The following is an 18,945-nucleotide window of genomic DNA, read 5'->3' as shown; positions in this document are numbered from 1 at the left end:
GCCACTGCCCGCCGGGAGCATTCACATGGCTCCAAATGAAATGGTGCAGGGTGAAAAGCTTCCGGGCCGTCCGGGGTCGGCCAGCCGGCGCAGCTTCGTCAAGGGATTGGGCGCAGCCGGCGTCGCCCTGCCGGCCCTCGCCATCCTGCCACGGTGGGGTTTCGCAGAGGATGTCGCCGGTGTCTATGCGCACGCTGCGATAGATTGGAGGCAATTTGCCGGGCAGACGATCACGCTCGCAGGCGCGATCCATCCCTGGTCGAACGCGATCACACCGCTTTTGTGGGATTTCACCAAGCTCACCGGCATCAGCGTCGTTACCGACTTCCGATTGGAGACCGCGTATATGGGCGCGCTCCCGATCCAGCTCGCCCGCGGCAGCAGCACACCCGACGTCTTCATGTTTACGGCCTATGGCCAGGGCATCTCAAAAGGATGGCTCGAGCCGCTGAACGCCTATTATTCCGACAGGTCGCTGACCGATCTCGGCTGGTATGACGAGAATGATCTTCTCCAGACAGCCCGAGCCTTTCCGTTGTGGCCGGACGGCGAACGCTACGCCTGCCCGATCACATCCGAGGCGGTGACCTTGTTCATCAACGGCGACGCGATGGCAGCCAGGAATCTGCGCGTTCCCCAGACTTTCGATGAGCTGCTCGCCACCGCCAACGCGGCCAAGACCAGTGAGATGTCGGGCATCGCCATGCGGGCGCAGGCCGGCGGCAATTCGTCCGTGCCGGCCATGAGCTTCGTGTTCTCCTATGGCGGGGACATGGTCAAGGACAACAAGGCCGCTTTCGCGGGCCCGGAGGCGATCGCGGCCGTCGAGATGTACGGTCGACTGCTCAGCCAAGCCGGACCCAGCGGTGTGAGCGGCTATGAATGGTACCACGTGCTGGACGATTTCCTGCAGCGCAAGACGGCGATGGCGATCGACAGCAGCAACTTCGCCACCGACATCTCCAATCCAGCCAAAAGCCAAGTTGCCGGGCGGACTGTGTTCGCCGCCTTTCCACATGTCGCCGGCCGCACGTCCGTGCCCTTCATGTCGCACTGGCAGGCCTGCATCAATTCCCATTCCCGAAACAAGCGGGCGGCGTTCTTGTTTCTGATGTGGGCGACAAGCAAGCCAACCTCGCTGCGGACCGCCGCAGCGGGGCTGGCGACGACACGCGTGTCGGCCTGGTCGAGCGAGGACTTCAAGAAGGCGTTCGGCGCACAAGCCGCGGAGGCAGCGCTGACCAACTTGCAGAATGCCGATGTTGACCGCGCCAAGGCGATTCTTTTCCATGCGCTCTCGAGACCCATCCTGGACGCATTCATGATCGGCGTGAATGAAGTGGTCACCGGAGCGAGATCGGCGAAGATTGCGATGACCAACGCCGCCGAGAAGGCCAATGCGGCGATCCGCGGATAGCAGGGCTGTTACGTGCGCTATATCCGCCTTGAGTCCGCCAATGCTCGGTATCGAGAATGCTGGCCAATCGGGGCTTCTGTGCTCGACGGGCTTGCGCGCTCCCGGCCCGATCAAGCGTTGACATCAGAACACTGCAAAGGTCGCCACGACGACGCGCACCGGCGCGCAACTATTTCGGCGATTGCAGGATGACGCCGTAGCGCCGGTAGATTCGCTCGACCGTGCCGTCGGCGCGCAGCCGCTCCAGAGCCCCATCAATCGCATCGCGCAAGCTGTCATCCGGCCGGACCATGCCAACAGCGACATTCCAGTTGAGGTTCGCCTCGCTCTCGTCGCGATCCAATATGCGGAGCGCTTTGTCCGGATGCGTCAGGTTGAAATAGCTCGCCGCCGTCGGCGTGACCGCCGCCGCGTCGATCTCATGGTTGGCCACGGCCTCAAGGCTGTCGATCTCAAACCCGAAGGTCGATGTCGGTACACGCCGCTGACTAATGACCATCGCCGCGAAGGATCCGACCAGGACCCCGACCTTCGTGTGCCCGTCGAGACTCTTGAACGACGTGAGCTTGCTGGCCGGCGGCACGGCCAGGACAACGCCCGTGCGATAGTAGGGTTTTGAAATCCTCAAGTTGGTCTCGCCTTGCGCCTCGCGATCGGCAATCACATCCAGAAGAATGTCGCAACCGGCGCTGCGCATCTGGTACCGGGTGATAATCCAGTCGAGCTCCAGCGAGACTCCGAGCTCACGTGCCAGCGCCTGTCCCAATTCGACCTGAAATCCTGGCGGATCGCCGGCCTTGTTCGCGAATGGAAGCGAGTTGGGATGAGCACATAATCCGAGCACGCCGGTCGAGCGGATGGCGTCGAGGGGTCGCGCCTGAGCCGAGCCGATCAGCCCGATGACGGCGCCGACCATGAACGGGAGAATTGTCTTCATTCCGTGTCCCCGTGTGGATGGAGCGGGTCTCGGCAGCTCAGCCCTCGCGCGGCTTCAAGGCCCGGATGTACTTGACCATCTGTTCGATCTGCGCGTCGGTGAAGGCCCCAGCGAATCCAGGCATTGCGCCTTCCTTGCCGTTCTTTATGCGGTCACGCAAAAAATCGTCGTCTCGTGGTGAATTCATCAGTTGTGGCCCCTTGCCGGCAGCTCGGCCGCCACTGGAGTGACAAAAGCCGCATGTCCCTGCGAACAACTGCTCGACGTCGAACGTCCCGTTGTCGGGCGCAGGGCTCGCAGGCTGCGTCCGGACCGACCCGGCACACGCCAATGACGCGCCCAGCACCGCCGATAGCAGTGCGATGTTCTTCAAGTGCAATTTCAAAACGTCCGGCTCCATTTCCCTGAAAGCCACCCAGCCGCTTCAACGCACGGGGAGCAGGCTTGCGCCCGCCCCCCCGGCAGATCGTTTGCGATCGCCTATTTGAGGCTGAAGACGACGAGCATGCCGTCGTCGCGCGGCATGCTCTTGTAGATGCCGCCGAAGTTTGGCCCATATTCGTCCGCCAACATGCCGCCGAAGCCCGCTGTCACGGCAATGTATTGCTTGCCGCCGACAGAGTAGCTGACGATGCCACCCTGATGGCCGGTGCCGTTGTTGTGATTCCACAGCTCGGTCCCTGTTTCGGCATCGTAGGCGTGAATGGTGCCGCGCGAATCAGGCACGAACACGAGATTGCCTGCGGTCGATAGCACACTGCCAAGCGGCGGCTCGGGGTAGCGAACCTCCCATTTCTTAACCCCGGTCACGGGGTCGCGCGCGTCGAGATGACCATAGATCTCGCCGCCCGGAGGAGGCGCCATCTTGAAATCGGCGCCGATGTTAAGCTGTACCTGTGGACTCGTCACCGGCGTCGTCTTCTGGACGTCGAGCGTCATGCACCATTCCTGGCCGATCTTGTAATAGAGGCCCGTTTTTGGACTGTACGACCCGGCGTTCCAGCTTATGCCGCCACCAATGAATGGGCACAGCGGCGGGTCGGTGACCTTCCCCGCAGTGAAGTCGCGACGCCCGATCAGCGCGCCCGTCTTGGGATCGATGTCCTTGACGAAATTGATGTTCTGAACGAGCCGCCAGACGTTCTTCACGGCGAGATTGCGGTCGTAAACAAAGATGAAGCCGCCCTTGTTCGGATGGACGATGAGCTTCTGGCCGTCGCGCTCGAGCATCACGAACTCGCCGACGGCGCTGTCAAAGTCCCAGGCATCGTGCGGCAGCTCCTGATGGTAGAATTTCAATTTGCCGGTATCGATGTCGAGACCGATCACTGAGCTTGTGTAGAGATTGTCACCGGGACGCGCGCCTTGCGTCTTATAGTCCGCTCCCGACCAATCGTAGAGCGGCGCCGGGTTGGCAGTGCCCCACAAGAGGGTGTTGGTCTCGGAATCGTAGGTGCCGGGCATCCAGCCGCCGCCTCCACCGGTGCGCCAGGAGTCACCGCCCCAGGTCTTCATGGCTTCGTCGGTGCCGGCAACCGTCAGGAACTCCCATTTCTTTTTCCCCGTGGCGGCATCGATGGCGAAGATCGGGCCGCGGCCGGGCCACTCACCGCCCTGCGCGCCGATGATCACCAAGCCCTTGGCATAGAGAGGCGCACCGGTGAAGCCGACCGTCAGCTTCTGGGAATCGATCAGCTTGGTGTCCCACGCCACCCTGCCGGTCTTCGCGTCCAACGCGATGAGCCGACCGTCCACTGTGCCGACGTAGACTTTGCCCTCTCCGAGGGCGACACCGCGATTGTAAGGCGAGTGCGTCTGCCGCTTGATCAACGCCTCGTCCAGTTCCGGGAAATAGTGCCAGATCAACTCGCCGGTGGCGCCGTTCAGCGCGAAGGTTCGGCTGTACGAGCCGGTGTAGTAAAGCACGCCATCGGCCACCAGCGGCATCGACTGCACCCCGCGGGTGGATTTTCCCGGAATATGCATCCAGGCGACACCCAAGTTTCCGACGTTGCTGGTGTTGATCTGAGCGAGCGGGCTGTAGTGATGCGACTTGTAGGAACCGTGATAGGTCAGCCAGTCATTCTGGCCGGCGGCCTCGATCCGTGCGGTATCAACCGTTTGTGCAAAGGCTGACGATGCGACAAGCGTCGCACCGATCGCAACTGCAACGGGTAGAGAAAAATAACCCAAATGCTTCTTCATCCGTATTTCCTCCCCTTGGTCTTGCTCTTGCGCTGGTCACTACACTGTCCGGCCCGCCGCACCTGATCGTCTCCCGAGGCGATCGTTTTGTGCCGCGCGCCGGACAATTCCGATTTCCGTTTTCATGAGACGCCCCATTCCGCTCAGGCTCCATCCGTAGCGCAAGCCAACGGTTTCCAGGCAGCGGTCGGCTCGCATCTCAGCAGCCGCTTCCTTGAACAACTGTCCGACACGATCGTGTTCCCTTTGTGGGCGACATTGATGCTGACAGCGACATTGCCGATACCGCAATTGATGCATCGCACCATCGGCTGTCGGCCTACCCTCCGCGCGCGTGGAGCATTCGCAGCACCACGTCCAATTCCTTCCCGGCTTACACGGGCTTTGCTGCAGTCTAGCGTAGTTTCACGGGATCCGCACCCGTTTCGGTCTTGTAAACCCTGACCGAACGCCAGGTCTCCATGATGCTCGCCAAGGGCGGCACCGCCACGTCTCCATTCGTGTATGAGGACGACATTGTCGCGGCATTGGCCAATCGCGAGATCGAGGCCGCCGCCGTCACACCGATGACGGTCGGCTGGTTCAACCTGCAGCATGCCGACAAGCCGCTGCGCCTGATTCCGGCGTTCGACAACGATTCTGATTTGAACTGGAATATTGCGGCGGGGCTGCTCCGCCCCGACGACAAGCTGCAACAGCGTGTCGATGCGGCGATCGAGGCGCTCCTGGCCGATGGCAGCATCGCGCGGATCTATGCTCGCTATGGCATCGAGCTGCGGCCTCCGCAGTGAGGCTATCGGATTGGTGTATTGTTATGGGACGTGCGCACGACGCATATGGGCCGTGCTTGCGTGTTCCGCACCGAGATGACACGCTTCACGGTAAACTGAGACCGGCCACAGGGCCTTTGTGCTAGTCTGGCGGACGTAGGTTCTGCGTGTGTGCGGTCCAGAAGCATGCCAAGGGAACCAAAAAGGCAATGCATCTTTACCGAGCGTGGTTGGCTGATTGCGCTGGCCGTGGCGGTGGGAATGTTGCTCGGCCTGGCCGGCCCAACCTCTGCACAGTTCTTTAATTTCGGCGGATATCAGCAGCGGCCGCAACCGCAACGCGGCGGCGGCTGGTTTGGCAACGAACGCGGTGGCGGCGGCTGGTACGGTAACGATACGTTTGCGCCGTACCAGGAGCAAGCGCCGCAGCCCCGTTGGAGTGGGCGGCAAGCGCCTCCGCCGGTGCGCGAGGATTTTTCAAAGGCGCCGCCGCCCGAAAAACGCAATGGTGTACCGGAGCGCCACATTCTTGTGCTCGGTGACGCCATGGCGGACTGGCTCGCCTATGGGCTTGAGAACATCTATGCCGATCAGCCTGAGATGGGCGTGATCCGCAAACACAAGACAGTTTCCGGCCTGATCAAGTACCAGCCGAAGGGCGATCCCGCCGATTGGGCCGCCGCTGCCAAAGGCATTCTCGCCACCGAAAAGGCGGACGCCATTGTCGTCATGCTCGGGCTCGATGATCGCGTCACAATCCGCGAGCCGGCGGTCGACAAATCCGACAATAAGGCTGGGAACAAGAAGGACGCCAAGGCGAAACCTGATGGCAAGGCTTCGAGCGCAAAGCCCGAGGCGAAGCCCGATGGCGCAGCCAAGGTGCCGGATCCCGAATTGCCGCCGGACGATGCCGCCGAAAACAGTGGCGCGCGGGCGGTGGTTGAACCGGAGAGGAGCGCGCATTCGCCGAACGACATCCATGAGTTTCGCGAGAAACGCTGGGTCGAACTCTACATGGCAAAGATCGAGGAGATGATCGGCGTACTCAAGTCCAAGGGTGTGCCTGTGCTGTGGGTGGGTCTGCCGGTGGTACGTGGCGCCAAGTCGACCGCCGACACGGCGTTTCTGAATACGCTCTATCGCGATGCGGCCGGCAAAGCCGGTATCACCTATGTCGATGTCTGGGACGGATTTGTCGATGAAACCGGCCGCTTCTTGCAGCACGGCCCCGACTTCGAAGGGCAGATCCGCCGGCTGCGCTCTTCCGATGGCGTGTACTTCACCAAGGCCGGCGCGCTCAAGCTCGCGCATTACGCCGAGCGCGAGATCAACCGCCTGTTGGCTGCGCGTTCCGCACCGGTTGTGCTGCCCACTGAGCCGGCCACGCCCGACGCCAGTGCGCGGCCGGATCAGCCGGCGCCACGTCCGCTGGCCGGGCCGATCGTTCCCTTGACGGCCTCCTCTGTCGGCACGAATCAATTGCTCGGCGGTCCGGGGGCGCGGACGGTGACAATGGATGCGCAGGCGGCGCGGGTCTTGATCACAGGGGAGCCTTTGTCGGCGCCAGCCGGTCGCGCCGACGATTTTGCCTGGCCACGACGTGAAATCGAAGGGGCCAAGGGTGAGACGCCAGTGGCATCAACATCGCTCGATGCCAACGCACGGGCGCCGGCGGCATCGCTGAAGCCGAAAAAGCAACGCCGCTAGAGTGAGACCAACAATCGCTTTTGACGGTTTCCAAGAAATGGCCGAAAGCCTGTTTCAGTGCATAGTTATGTGGCTCAATGACAACACTGATATGAAATCGCGCGATTGTATGCCGTAATCGCTCTCATCCGACTTGTATCCGCCCTCATTGGATTGCGACCCTTGCGTGTCGAATTCGATAGGTGGGGTACGATATGTTTTCCATCGGCTGTGCCAGGACTTCGTTCGTCGACATCAACGCAAGCCTCATTCGCATTAGCGCGCCTTCGGGTTCGGTCTCCGGGCGAGCATGAAGCGCCGCGCGTTCATTTGTGTTCTCGGCGGTATCGCTTCGCGATTTTGGCGCCGCGGCCGCATCGTCATTGCCGTGATGGCCGCAATGGTGCTTCTGCCGATCGAGGTCAGCGACGCGGGTTGGCTGTCGGACGTCTTCAAAGGCTCGTCAAAACAGGCCAAATCGCCAAAACAAGGCAAGCCGTCAAAGCACGTCACTTCGCGCAAGCCAGCCACTTTGGCGAAGCGAGCCGCCTCGCCAAAGCGCCGCACCGTGAAGCTTGCCGCCCTGGGGCCGGTCGCCTTGCCCTCTGCAGCTTTCAAACCGGTCGCCCCCCTGTGCGATCCCTCCAAGTTCCGGATCGTTCTGGATGTGGGACACACCGGCGAATCGGAAGGCGCGATCAGCGCCCGCAACGTTCCCGAGTTTGTCTTCAATCTGCACCTTGCGAAGCGGATCGAGGAAAAGTTGAAGGCCGAGGGCTTTACTGAAACCAGGTTGCTCGTGACCGAGGGCAAGGCGAGGCACAGCCTCTTCAAACGCGTCGCCGCCGCCAACAATCTTCCCGCGGATCTCTTGCTGTCGATCCACCATGACTCCGTGCCCAACAAATTCCTCGAGGACTGGGAGTTCGAGGGAAAGAAAAGCCATTTCAGCGACCGCTTCAGCGGATATTCCGTCTTCGTCTCCCGCAGCAACCCGGACTTCAAGACGAGTTTCGCCTTCGCCGAACTGATCGCCAAGGAAATGAAGGCCCAGGGCCTCGACTATGCCAAGCAATATTCCCAGTCCATCATGGGCAGGTACCAGCGCGAGCTACTGAACAAGGAGACCGGCGTCTATCGCTACGATGAGCTCATCGTGCTGAGAAAAACCCGGATGGCTGCCGTCCTGCTGGAAGCGGGCTCGATCATCAACCGGGACGAGGAGCTCAAGATGAGTTCGCCTGAACGGCGGGACATCATCAGCAGCGGTGTCACGGCGGCGGTGAAGCAATTTTGCGAGCCCCGATGGGCCATGCTCGGTCCGCTCTGACGGCGCGGTAGCGTCGCATCTGAACCCCGCCTGCCGGCTTCAACCCTTTGACTGCTTCTTGATTTCGTCGAATGTGGAAAGCGCTCGTTCAAATTTTTCGTTGAACAGCCACATCGCATCGAGAATTTCGCGATAGGTCGCGGATGTTTTGGCCCGGTCAGCCCGTCCGAAGGTGAAAACGCTGTTATTTCGCAGATAGGCCATGATCTTCGGGTCGGAAATTCTGTGGTCGACCAGGTTGCGCGAGCCGAGCGCAGACCTGGTCGGGCTCGGGATAATCTGGATCAGTTCAAACAGCTTCATTTGATCGATCGGATCCGGCAGCGTTTTCACGATCGCCGGTACTTGCGGGAAAATATCCGCGTGTGCGTTCATGAGGCCATCCCGCACCGCAGTCCAGTGGTTATACCGATAGTCCAGATTGCCGGCCCGTGCCTCTTCCTTGTCGTCGCGGGCGTTTAGTGCGGGATCAAAGGCTGCGATCGACTTCTTTATCGCGGCCCATTTCCTTCGCCCGTTTTGATCTTCGGGTACGCCTGTTTGCAAGCTGCCCTTATATTTGTTCGAGCGCGCATTCCCGATGTTCTGATTGCCATTTGTCTCGGCAAAGAACAGGCCCAGGCTGATACGGCCTGCTGCTTCGGCATTGGCCGCATCAAGGCCCTTGGCTCGCGCAATGGCCGCGCCCAGATCGACAACGTCCTTGAATGGAGTATCCGAGTTTTGCGCGTTGGCGGGCGGCGCCTGCATCAGGTCGAAAAGTCTCCTGTACTCGTCGAGCAGCGGCTCATTGTCGGCGCTAAAATACGCCGGGGGGATTCCGTATTTGTTGGGCCCGCCTATCTTGGACGGAAGAGCGTCGGTGAGATCCTTGTACGCGCTGATCATGTTGTTGCGTGCAAGGTAGAGGGCTTGTCCTGGCAAGTTCGGTAGTCGCTGGTTCGAATTGATCTGCGCGCGCCGCTGGCCCAGGATCGACTCAAAATTGCTCCGTGCATTATTGTATGTATTGAGCGCATCCGATTGTTTTCTGGTGAGTGAGGCCGGCTCGCCCATCGCAGGCGACATGAAGCTGAGATTGCCGATGGCGGCCGCCACGAGCGAGGTGACCGTGCCGACGATAGCATTGGAGGCAACGGAACCCGGCGCAATGAAGAAGATTCCGAGAGCAAGAGCTGCCGCGGGCGCAGCAGTATGGCTTTTTATCCCCATGACCTAAGCGAGCCAGCGCTTGCGTCGCTTGTAGTGCTTCACATCGCGGAATGATTTGCGCTTGTCCCCGGCGATGCCGAGATAGAATTCCTTGACATCCTCATTTGTGGCGAGCGCCCGCGCCTCGCCATCCATAACTACGCGCCCATTTTCGAGGATGTATCCGTGCCTGGCGTATTTGAGCGCCATATTCGTGTTCTGCTCGGCGAGCAGGAACGTGACATTTTCCCTGACGTTTAGATCCTTGACGATCTCGAAGATCTCTTCGACGATCTGCGGAGCGAGGCCCATTGATGGCTCGTCGAGCAGGATCATCTTCGGGCGCGACATCAGCGCACGGCCGATTGCGCACATCTGCTGTTCGCCACCCGACGTATAGCCGGCGGTGGAACCGCGCCGCTCCCTGAGACGGGGAAAATAGGCATAGACCCGCTCGAGATCATCCGCGATCGCGGACTTGCCGTCCACGCGCGTGAATGCGCCGGTCAGGAGATTTTCTTCGACAGTGAGGTGGGCGAAGCAGCGCCGTCCCTCCATCACCTGAATGCAGCCGCGCCGCACTAGATCGTTTGGCGACAGCGACTGCACTTCGACACCGTCAAACAGGATTGAGCCCTTGGTGACCTCGCCGCGCTCTGAATGCAGCAGACTGGAAATCGCCTTCAGAGTCGTTGTCTTGCCCGCACCATTGGCGCCGAGAAGCGCGACGATTCCGCCCCGCGGCACATCCAGCGATACGCCCTTCAATACCAGGATGACGTGATCGTACACGACCTCGATGTTGTTGACCGACAGGAACGGCGCCGCCGCTTCTGTCGTTGTGGCGGCCTTGGGAATTGACACGCTGCTCCCTCCAAACTGTTACGGCTTCGGAATCCCCGGAAGGAAGCGAACCCTCCTTCCGGATCTCCGAGATGTTCTCAGCTCTCTTTCGAGCAGTCGCGAGGCTGAATCTTCTTGTCCGCGGCATACTTCGCGGAAACTTCGTCAACGAGCGGTTCGGTCTCGGATTGGTTGGCCGTATACCAGTCGGATATGATCTTCCAACCCTTGCCGTCCCACTGCTGTACGCGGCCGTCCCGCGCGCCCTCGTGATCAGAGCAGGAAATCTTGACCGGCTTCAACATGCCCTCGAAGCCGAGTTCCTTGAGACGAGCTTCAGAGAGATTGAGGTTCTCAAGACCCCAACGAACCTGCTCGCCCGTCAGCGGCTTCTTGCCGAACTTTTCCTGCGCCTTGCGGATCCCCTCCACCCCCAGCATGGCGTTCACCATACCGCGGTTGTAGAGAACCTCGCCGACCTTGCCGGGCTCCGACGCGCCCTTGCCCTTTGCATAGACGTGCTTCTCGATCTCGGCATGCACGGGGAATTTGCCCGCGCCATGCTGAAGCATCAGCGCCTTGTAGCCGACGGCTTGATCGCCTGCGGGCTGCACATCCGGCTCTGCGCCCGACCACCAAACACCGATCATCTTGTCGCGCGGATAGGCAACGGCCGCAGCTTCCTTGACTGCGGTCCCGTTCATGACGCCCCAGCCCCAGACCAAGACATAGTCCGGCCGGTTCTGGCGGATCCCCAGCCATTGCGACTTCTGTTCGACACCGGGATGCGTAACCGGGATCGGCGTGAACTCAAAGCCGTACTTCTTGGCCAGCACCTGCAGCATCGGGATCGGCTCCTTGCCGTATGGGCTATCGTGATAGAGCAGCGAAATCTTCTTGCCCTTCAGCTTGTCGAAGCCGCCCACCTCCTTGGCGACGTGCTGGATCGCGATATCGGCCGCGGACCAGTACGTGCCGAGCAGCGGGAAATTGTAGGCGAACACGGCGCCGTTCTTGGAATCGGCGCGGCCGTAGCCCATGGTGATAATCGGGATCTTGTCAGTCGTGGTCTTCTCGGTGAGGGCGAATGTAATGCCGGTCGACAGCGGATTGACGAAGGCCGCGCCGGTAGGGCCCTTCCCCTTGAGGCGCTCGTAACATTCAACGCCCTTGTCGGTGGCGTAGCCGGTTTCGCATTCCTCGACCAAGAGCTTGACGCCGTTGATGCCGCCGTCGCGCTCGTTGACAAGGTTGTAATAGTCGGCCACGCCGTTTGCGTACGGCACGCCATTCACGGCGTACGCGCCCGTTCGGTAGGATAGTATCGGGATGAACTGCTCGCTCTGCGCTGCAGCAGGAGAGGCAAACGCCCCGCCTGAAAGTATGGCTGCAGCAATTAATAGTTTGTTGCGTACCATATGAGTCTCCTCCTCGTTCAGCCCGTTTTTTTCTTACCGGGTCTTGTTCTCGCGGGCTTCCTTGCCTCCTATTACCAACGACCGCCGCTCCGCATTTGCGATCTTCGGCTTGCTTCGCACTGCCCGCCCCTTCAGTAGGGAAACGGCCACAGTCTGAGCTTCTCCTTGCCAATCGATATGAGCCGGGCAAACCCATGTGGCTCCTTGATGAGAAGATAACAGATCAGCGATCCAAAGATGATGAATTCCAGATGAGTAATCGTCTCTGTCGACAGCGGCACACCGAGCTGGGTTGGAAGCAGGTTCAGCATGATGGGCAGGATCAGGATAAAAGCGGCACCGATGAATGACCCCATGATCGAACCCAACCCGCCGATGATCACCATGAACAGAAGCTGCAGCGAACGTTCGATCGAGAAGGCGAGCGGCTCCCACGAGCCCAGATAGACGAACGCCCAAAGTGCGCCCGCCACGCCGATGATAAATGAAGAGACCGCGAAAGCTGTAAGCTTCGCGTAGAGTGGCCGGATGCCGATGAGCTCCGCGGCTATGTCCATGTCACGGATTGCCATCCATTGTCTGCCGAGGTTGCCACGAACGAGATTCTTCGCCAGAAAGGCGAACACCGTTACGAAGATCAGGCACAGCATATATCGCTCGATCGGCGTGCCTACGTTCAGACCGAAGAAATCCAGTGTCGGTGCACTGACCGACCCCGACGGCGCATAATTGGTGAACCACGACACCCGCAGGAACACCCAGTCAAAGAAGAACTGCGCTGCGAGTGTTGCGACCGCCAGATAGAGGCCCTTGATCCGCAGACTGGGAATACCGAAGAGGATGCCGACAACCGCCGCCGCCAGCCCGCCGAGCAAAATGGATAGCAGTACGGGCAACGGCGGGATCGAAATCGCGAAGCCAAGCCAGGCGAGCGGAATATGAACGCCGGTCCCCAACTTGTAGGCGGAGTAAGCGCCGATGGCCATGAACGCGCCGCTGCCGAGCGAGATCTGGCCGCAATAGCCGACCAGGATGTTTACGCCGATAGCGGCGAGCGCGAGGATCAGGAAGGGCAGCAGAATGGCGCGAAGCAGATAGTCGCTGCCGAACGGCCAAATGTCGAAGTCGGCCAGCAGCGGAACGCCAATGAAGGCGATACCAAGCAAGACCGCGAGCGCCATACGGTCCTGGCGGATCGGGAAAATCGCCATGTCCTCCGCGTAGGTCGTCTTGAATTGGCCTGCCTCGCGATAAAGCACAACTAACTCCTCATCTCAGATGCGCTCGATGATGCGCTCGCCGAACAGCCCCTGCGGCCGCACCAGCAGCACGGCCAGCGCCAGCACATAGGCGAACCAATATTCGATACCGCCGCCAATATGCGACCCCAGGAACACCTCGGCGAGCTTCTCGCTCGCACCTACAATAAGCCCGCCGACGATCGCTCCTGGGACCGAGGTAAGGCCCCCAATGATCAGAACCGGCAGGGCCTTCAGCGCGAGAAACGTGATCGAGAACTGCACACCCAGCTTGGTACCCCACACGGTCGCCGCAACGAGCGCAACGAGACCGGCAACAAGCCAGACCACAAACCAGATCCAGCCGATCGGAATCCCGACCGACTGCGCTGCCATGTGATCGTCGGCAACCGCCCTGAGTGCGCGACCAGTCTTGGTTTGCTGGAAGAAGATCGCGAGACCCGCGACCAGAATGCCGGCGATAAAGCCGCCGCAGACATCAAGCTGGTTGACCAGAATCCCACCCGGAAAGTGACTTTCGAACAGCAGCCAGATGTCGGTCGGGAACAGCCGCAACGGGTAAACATCGGAACCGAAGATCATCTGCGCCGCACCCTCGAGGACGAATGTCACGCCAATGGTGGACATGAACAGCGTGAGAGCGTTCTGATTGACAAGAGGTCCAATCACGAACCGCTCGATCAGCCAGGCCGTTATCGCCATGATCACGGCGGCAAAGCCGATGCCGACGACGATCGCAATCCAAAGCGGGAAGCCGTTGGCCACGAGGAGATCGAGCGAACGAACCAGCGCCAGCCCGGCGAGCAACACCATTGCGCCTTGCGCAAAATTAAACACGCCGGATGCCTTGAAGATCAACACGAAGCCGAGCGCGACCAGCGAATACAGGACGCCAGACATCAATCCGCCGATCAACACCTCGAGAAATTGACCCAATGCGATCACACTATGCTCCCTGGTGCGCGATGCCGAGATAGGCGTCGATGACGTCCTGATTCTTCTTGACCTCATCCGGCGTTCCGTCGGCGATCTTCACGCCATGATCGAGCACCACCACGCGATGGGAGAGATCCATCACCACAGCCATGTCATGCTCGATCAGCGCGATGGTCGTGCCGTAATAATCGTTCACGTCGAGGATGAACCGCGACATGTCCTTCTTCTCTTCGAGGTTCATGCCTGCCATCGGTTCGTCAAGGAGAAGGAGATCGGGCTCCATCGCAAGGGCGCGGCCGAGTTCGACCCGTTTCTGCAGGCCGTATGGCAAGCGCGCGACCAGCACCTTGCGGATCGGTTCGATCTCCAGAAAATCGATGATCTCTTCGACCCGGTGCCGATGCTCGATCTCCTCCGCCAGCGCAGGGCCGTAGCGCAGCATCTGCCACAGCAGGCCCCGCCGCATCTTCAATGTGCGCCCAGCCATGATATTGTCGAGCGCGCTCATTCCCTTGAATAGCGCGACGTTTTGAAAGGTGCGCGCAATGCCGCCACGGGACGCCTCGAAGGGCTGCATCTGGGCGCGGGTTCGTCCCTTGAAGGTGATGGCACCACGATTGGGATGATAGAATCCGTTGATGACGTTGAGCATCGAAGTCTTTCCGGCGCCATTCGGTCCGATGATGGCGCGAATTTCACCTTTCCTGATGTCAAGCGAAACATCCCTCAGCGCTTTCACGCCGCCAAACGCCAGCGATACCCCCTCGACCTGAAGCAGGATTTCGCTCGTGTCCGGCGTCCTCATGCGGCCCTCCCCAAGGGTTCCGTCGCGCCAATTGCCGGCACGTCGCGGATCTTGACCTGCGCCGCGATCACGCCCTTGCGGCCATCCTCAAAAGTGACTTCGGTGGAAATGTCGGCTTCATGCGAACCGTCGTAGAGCGCTGTGACCAATGGCGCATAGCGCTCGGCGATGATTCCGCGGCGAACTTTCTGCGTGCGTGTCAATTCGCCATCGTCGGCGTCGAGCTCCTTATGCAGAATCAGAAAGCGCCGAATCTGTGCGCCAGCCATCACCTTTTCCTCCGCGAGGGAGCGGTTCGCTTCGGCAACGCTTTTCGCCACCAGATCGTAGACCAGTGGATGGCCCGCCAGTTCCTGATAGGAGCCGTAGGCAATGTTGTTGCGTTCGGCCCAGCTCCCGACCGCAGTCAGGTCGATATTGAGAATGGCGCAAACGAACTCCCTGGAATCGCCGAAGGCGACCGCTTCCTTGATGCTTGGAAAGAACTTCAACTTGTTCTCAAGATACTTCGGCGCAAATATCGTTCCGTCGGCCAGCCGGCCCACATCCTTTGCGCGATCGATGATCTTCAGATGTCCCGTCTTCTCGTCGAAGAAGCCGGCATCACCGGTCTTGACGTAACCATCAGGCGTCAGGGTCTCCGCAGTTTTCGCCTGATCCTTGAAATATCGAACAAACATGCCGGGTGAACGGAATTGCACCTCGCCTGATTCCGCAATGCGAATGTCGACGTTCGGCGCCGCCGGCCCGACAGTATCGGAGTAGATCTCCCCGTCAGGCTGACAAGTGACGTAGAGGAATGCTTCAGTCTGACCGTAGAGCTGCTTCAGGTTCAATCCGATCGAGCGGTAAAACGCGAAAAGATCCGGACCAATGGCCTCACCTGCAGTATAGGCAACGCGCACGCGAGACAGCCCGAGAACGTTTTTAAGGGGCTCGTAGAGTATCAAGCGTCCAAGCGCATAGAGTAGCCGGCCTGACACCGGCACCGGCTTTCCGGTCAAAATCGATTCGCCATGTCGTCGCGCAATGCGGAGGAAGTAGTCGAACATACGCCGCTTGATTGGCGCAGCATCCTCCATGCGGATCATCACTCGCGTCAGCATGTTCTCGAAAACGCGCGGTGGAGCGAAATAGAAGGTTGGTCCGATCTCGCGCAAATCCTGCTCGACCGTCTCACCGCTCTCGGGACACGCCATGCAGAAACCGGCGGCAAGGCCCTGCGCATAGTTGAGGTAATGATCTCCCACCCAGGCGAGCGGCAGATAAGCAAGCGCCACGTCGTTCTCGGTCAACCTGTCGAACCTGACAGTATCAGTTACAGCGTCGATGCACCGTCGCGCCGACAGCATGACGCCCTTCGACGCGCCGGTTGTTCCCGAGGTATAGAGGATGATCGAGATGTCAGAACCTTCACCCTGACGGATGATCTCATCGATCTGCTCGCCAAGCGCAGCATTAACCGCAAGCGCGGCTCGGCCGTCTTCGATGACATCATGGATTGCGATCAGCCGGCTGTGATCGTAGTCGCGGAGTCCACGCGGTTCATCGTAGACAATCTTCCGGAGATGCCGCACCCGGTCGGATACGGACAAAATCTTGTCGACCTGCTCCTGATCCTGCGCTGCAACAAGCTTCACGTCGGCGTGGGCAAGGACGTAGGCAAGCTCGTCAGCCACCGCATCCGAATAGACCGGAACCGGAATCGCACGCAGCGCCTGCGCTGCCATCATGGTCCAATAGAGCTTCGGCCGGTTGGAGCCGACGATGGCGAAAGTGTCGCCTGGCTGCAATCCAATCCGCTGCAAACCCGCGGCATAGGCACGTACGATCCCAGCGACCTCGGTCCAAGTCCATGTCTGCCAGATGCCAAGATCCTTGTGCCGAAACGCCGGACGGTTGCCAAATTTCGCGGCGTTTCGCAGTAGCAACTTGGGGAACGTGTCAAACGATCCGCCATCGGCCATGTCGGTCTCCACCCAAAAACCGGCACGTTGGTTCGCGCCTGCTTATGGTGATCTGCGCACTTTAGGCAGCAGCCATGCGAGTTCCGCATGCTTCCCTTGAGAATACAATTGATCGAAAGTCCTACAAGCCCGGTTTGGCAGTCCCGGATGCGACCAATTGTGTTGGCGCATGTTGCGGCGCAATCATCCTATGCCGGTTGTGGGGACACAACGGGCGTCCCGGGATGTGAGCTACTGGGCCGAAAAGCAAACATCGCACGAAGCGTTTGGTTTTCATCCGAAACCAAAATTGCCTCTGTCGATCTACACCCTTCACTGGAGCCGCACGTCGACCGCGCCCGTGAAGCTTGCTCGGTCCACCGGCGCGGCCGTCTAACGTTTACGCGGCGCGAACGTAGCCGTAGCGCAGGTTCGAGGGCGCCTTAGCTGCCTGCGTATATTCGTTCTTGAGCGAGGCGAGACGGTCCTCGGAATAGGCCGGCATCCTGGTGTTGTCAGCCGCTCTCAGCTTGATCTTGTAGAGCCTGGTGGCGTTGCCTGCGAAGATCAGTTGCTTGGTGGCGCTATTGGCGTCGCCGAGTGGTGCAAAGCCGTATTTCTTCTGCATGTCCTCCGGGATTTCGAGCCGGCGCAGCGCCTCGATCTGCCACTGCGGTGAACCGTACCAGACCGAGTCGGTGCCCCACATCACGTGGTCTACCCCCATGCCCTTGATCAACGTGCCGACCAGCGCGGCACAGAATTTCGGATGCGCCACTGCCGAGTTGGCAAAGGACGTGCCGAGTTCGGCATAGACATTGTTGACGCCGAACTTCTGCGGGATTTCCGAAAGATCCGTGGCCCACTGGATGCGGCCGGTCTGCTCGAACTCCGCCCACGCCTTGTCCGGCAGCTCGAGGAACGCCCGTAGCGCCGAGTGATAGATCACGAAGTTCATCTGCGGCCAGTCCTTCGCCGCCTTTCCGACATCCCATGCGGTTGCGTATTCCCACACGCCGGCGAACGATTTTTCGTAATCGGGCGGCAGCAGTCCCTTGTGGATGCACAGCGTGTTGATGCCGGACTTCACGGCTTTTTCGTAAAACGGATACATCACCTGCTCGTCGTCGAGCCGCCAAGGGAACTTGGAGGGCGCCAGCGGATCGCCGATCGTGTAGGACTTCCAGGAATCCGGCTTGTAGACCTCGATCGCCTTGTCGACCTCCTCCATCCAGCCGGGCTGCTTTGGGGTGATGACGCTGTGCGCCAGCAGCCGGCGCGAGCCGGCGAAGTCGTTGATGAGTTCGCGGGCCTTGACGATCTGCTCGTTGGAAAGAAGCCACCAACTCGGATCATCGAACGGCGCGCCGCTCAACAGCGCCATGTTGGTGTCGCTGTCGTAGTAGATCTCTTTCACATAATTCTGGAACTTGTAGCGGCCGAGCGAGGAGACGCCCTCCTCCTTCATCTTCGGGTTCCAGTGCTGGCTCGCAAAGTCCGCCAGCCCCAACAGCTCCTTGTGATCGAAGTCGTCGCGCACGAAGTGGGTCTGAACGTCGAATATGAACTGGTCGGCGAGGCCTTGCGCGCGTGCCCGCATCAATTCGGGCTCTCGCGCCTCCGCAGTCGCGACCTGGAAAACATTGCCGTAGACGTCGTTCATGGCGAGGAATGCTGCCGCCATGCCGCAACCCGTGTGCAGGAACTGCCTGCGGCTCAAGCCGAGGTGCTTGCCGTTCACATCGGCGAGCTCGTTGATCCGGGCCTCGACCTTCTTTTGCACGGCGCTCTGCGGGGGCGGCAGATACTCGCCGTTGGAAACAATCTGCGTGGGAATCGGCGTTGCCGCCGATGCCGCCTCCGCGCCCGCGACAAGACGCTGCTCTCGCTCGCTAAGCCAGGTGCTCATTGTTCTCCTCCCTGTTTCGTTGGGCTACGACGGCGCTGGTCGTGCGCGCATCAGCTTCCCGCGCTTGGCCACTCCCGATCAGTCAGGTGGACGAGATAGGCATACCTCCCTTCAACCGCATGAGGCCATCGCACTCGCCTCATGCCGAAGCCGAGTCTCTTCATCACGTCATCCTGTGAGGGTATAGACACACGTGAAAACTACTTACGGTAGTGGCGCATCTTCGCCGAATTCAATGCTCAAATTTCCAATGGCGCAAGCAAAGTTATCCGGCAGTCATGCTGTCCCAAAGC

General features: G+C 60.1%; 15 protein-coding genes. 4 read left to right on the top strand and 11 right to left on the bottom strand.

Features of this window, described 5'->3' with window-relative positions; genetic code table 11:
* The first annotated feature begins 25 nt into the window (after nucleotides 1–25).
* Nucleotides 26–1,417 (top strand): ABC transporter substrate-binding protein, encoded by a 1,392-nt coding sequence (locus V1273_RS14235; protein WP_334410008.1) that lies wholly within the window; start codon nucleotides 26–28, stop codon nucleotides 1,415–1,417.
* A 169-nt stretch (nucleotides 1,418–1,586) separates the two neighbouring features.
* Here V1273_RS14235 and V1273_RS14230 read toward each other — a convergent pair whose 3' ends face one another.
* From V1273_RS14230 to V1273_RS14220, 3 genes are all read right to left on the bottom strand, one after another.
* Nucleotides 1,587–2,354 (bottom strand): substrate-binding periplasmic protein, encoded by a 768-nt coding sequence (locus V1273_RS14230; protein ID WP_334410006.1) that lies wholly within the window; start codon nucleotides 2,352–2,354, stop codon nucleotides 1,587–1,589.
* Between the two features lie 37 nt (nucleotides 2,355–2,391).
* Complete coding sequence (locus V1273_RS14225) at nucleotides 2,392–2,754, bottom strand: c-type cytochrome (protein ID WP_334412212.1); 363 nt, start codon at nucleotides 2,752–2,754, stop codon at nucleotides 2,392–2,394.
* A gap of 80 nt (nucleotides 2,755–2,834) precedes the next feature.
* Nucleotides 2,835–4,559: a pyrroloquinoline quinone-dependent dehydrogenase gene (locus V1273_RS14220; protein ID WP_334368235.1), complete on the bottom strand. Its 1,725-nt coding sequence runs from the start codon at nucleotides 4,557–4,559 to the stop codon at nucleotides 2,835–2,837.
* A 461-nt stretch (nucleotides 4,560–5,020) separates the two neighbouring features.
* Between V1273_RS14220 and V1273_RS14215 the strand changes: the two genes are divergently transcribed.
* From V1273_RS14215 to V1273_RS14205, 3 genes are all read left to right on the top strand, one after another.
* A complete protein-coding gene (locus V1273_RS14215) occupies nucleotides 5,021–5,350 on the top strand; it encodes a transporter substrate-binding domain-containing protein (RefSeq protein ID WP_334368234.1) in 330 nt (109 codons plus the stop codon).
* 165 nt (nucleotides 5,351–5,515) lie between these two features.
* On the top strand, nucleotides 5,516–7,036 hold the full coding sequence (locus tag V1273_RS14210; protein WP_334410005.1) for an SGNH/GDSL hydrolase family protein: 1,521 nt from the start codon (nucleotides 5,516–5,518) through the stop codon (nucleotides 7,034–7,036).
* 289 nt (nucleotides 7,037–7,325) lie between these two features.
* A complete protein-coding gene (locus V1273_RS14205) occupies nucleotides 7,326–8,345 on the top strand; it encodes an N-acetylmuramoyl-L-alanine amidase family protein (RefSeq protein ID WP_334410003.1) in 1,020 nt (339 codons plus the stop codon).
* A gap of 39 nt (nucleotides 8,346–8,384) precedes the next feature.
* On the opposite strand, the gene V1273_RS14200 is transcribed toward V1273_RS14205, so the two are convergent.
* The 8 genes from V1273_RS14200 to V1273_RS14165 form a co-directional block, all read right to left on the bottom strand.
* A complete protein-coding gene (locus V1273_RS14200) occupies nucleotides 8,385–9,413 on the bottom strand; it encodes a hypothetical protein (protein WP_442894155.1) in 1,029 nt (342 codons plus the stop codon).
* Between the two features lie 147 nt (nucleotides 9,414–9,560).
* Complete coding sequence (locus V1273_RS14195; protein WP_334410001.1) at nucleotides 9,561–10,400, bottom strand: ABC transporter ATP-binding protein; 840 nt, start codon at nucleotides 10,398–10,400, stop codon at nucleotides 9,561–9,563.
* Nucleotides 10,401–10,477: 77 nt separating this feature from the next.
* The gene (locus V1273_RS14190; RefSeq protein ID WP_334410000.1) at nucleotides 10,478–11,797 is read right to left on the bottom strand and encodes an ABC transporter substrate-binding protein; all 1,320 of its coding nucleotides are present in this window, start codon (nucleotides 11,795–11,797) and stop codon (nucleotides 10,478–10,480) included.
* A gap of 131 nt (nucleotides 11,798–11,928) precedes the next feature.
* Complete coding sequence (locus V1273_RS14185) at nucleotides 11,929–13,056, bottom strand: branched-chain amino acid ABC transporter permease (RefSeq protein ID WP_334368227.1); 1,128 nt, start codon at nucleotides 13,054–13,056, stop codon at nucleotides 11,929–11,931.
* A gap of 15 nt (nucleotides 13,057–13,071) precedes the next feature.
* Nucleotides 13,072–13,956 (bottom strand): branched-chain amino acid ABC transporter permease, encoded by an 885-nt coding sequence (locus V1273_RS14180; RefSeq protein ID WP_442894154.1) that lies wholly within the window; start codon nucleotides 13,954–13,956, stop codon nucleotides 13,072–13,074.
* Between the two features lie 46 nt (nucleotides 13,957–14,002).
* Entirely contained in the window at nucleotides 14,003–14,797 is a 795-nt protein-coding gene (locus V1273_RS14175; protein WP_334368225.1) for an ABC transporter ATP-binding protein, read from the bottom strand.
* Nucleotides 14,794–16,764 (bottom strand): AMP-binding protein, encoded by a 1,971-nt coding sequence (locus V1273_RS14170; protein ID WP_334409998.1) that lies wholly within the window; start codon nucleotides 16,762–16,764, stop codon nucleotides 14,794–14,796. The genes V1273_RS14175 and V1273_RS14170 overlap by 4 nt, the downstream gene beginning before the upstream one ends.
* A 379-nt stretch (nucleotides 16,765–17,143) precedes the next feature.
* Nucleotides 17,144–18,652, bottom strand: coding sequence for an amidohydrolase family protein (locus V1273_RS14165; RefSeq protein ID WP_334409997.1), 1,509 nt, complete (start codon nucleotides 18,650–18,652; stop codon nucleotides 17,144–17,146).
* Nucleotides 18,653–18,945 lie beyond the last annotated feature (293 nt).

The sequence above is a fragment of the Bradyrhizobium sp. AZCC 1721 genome, from assembly GCF_036924715.1.
In the GTDB taxonomy this organism is placed as follows: domain Bacteria; phylum Pseudomonadota; class Alphaproteobacteria; order Rhizobiales; family Xanthobacteraceae; genus Bradyrhizobium.
This window is presented reverse-complemented; position numbering and strand designations above follow the sequence as displayed.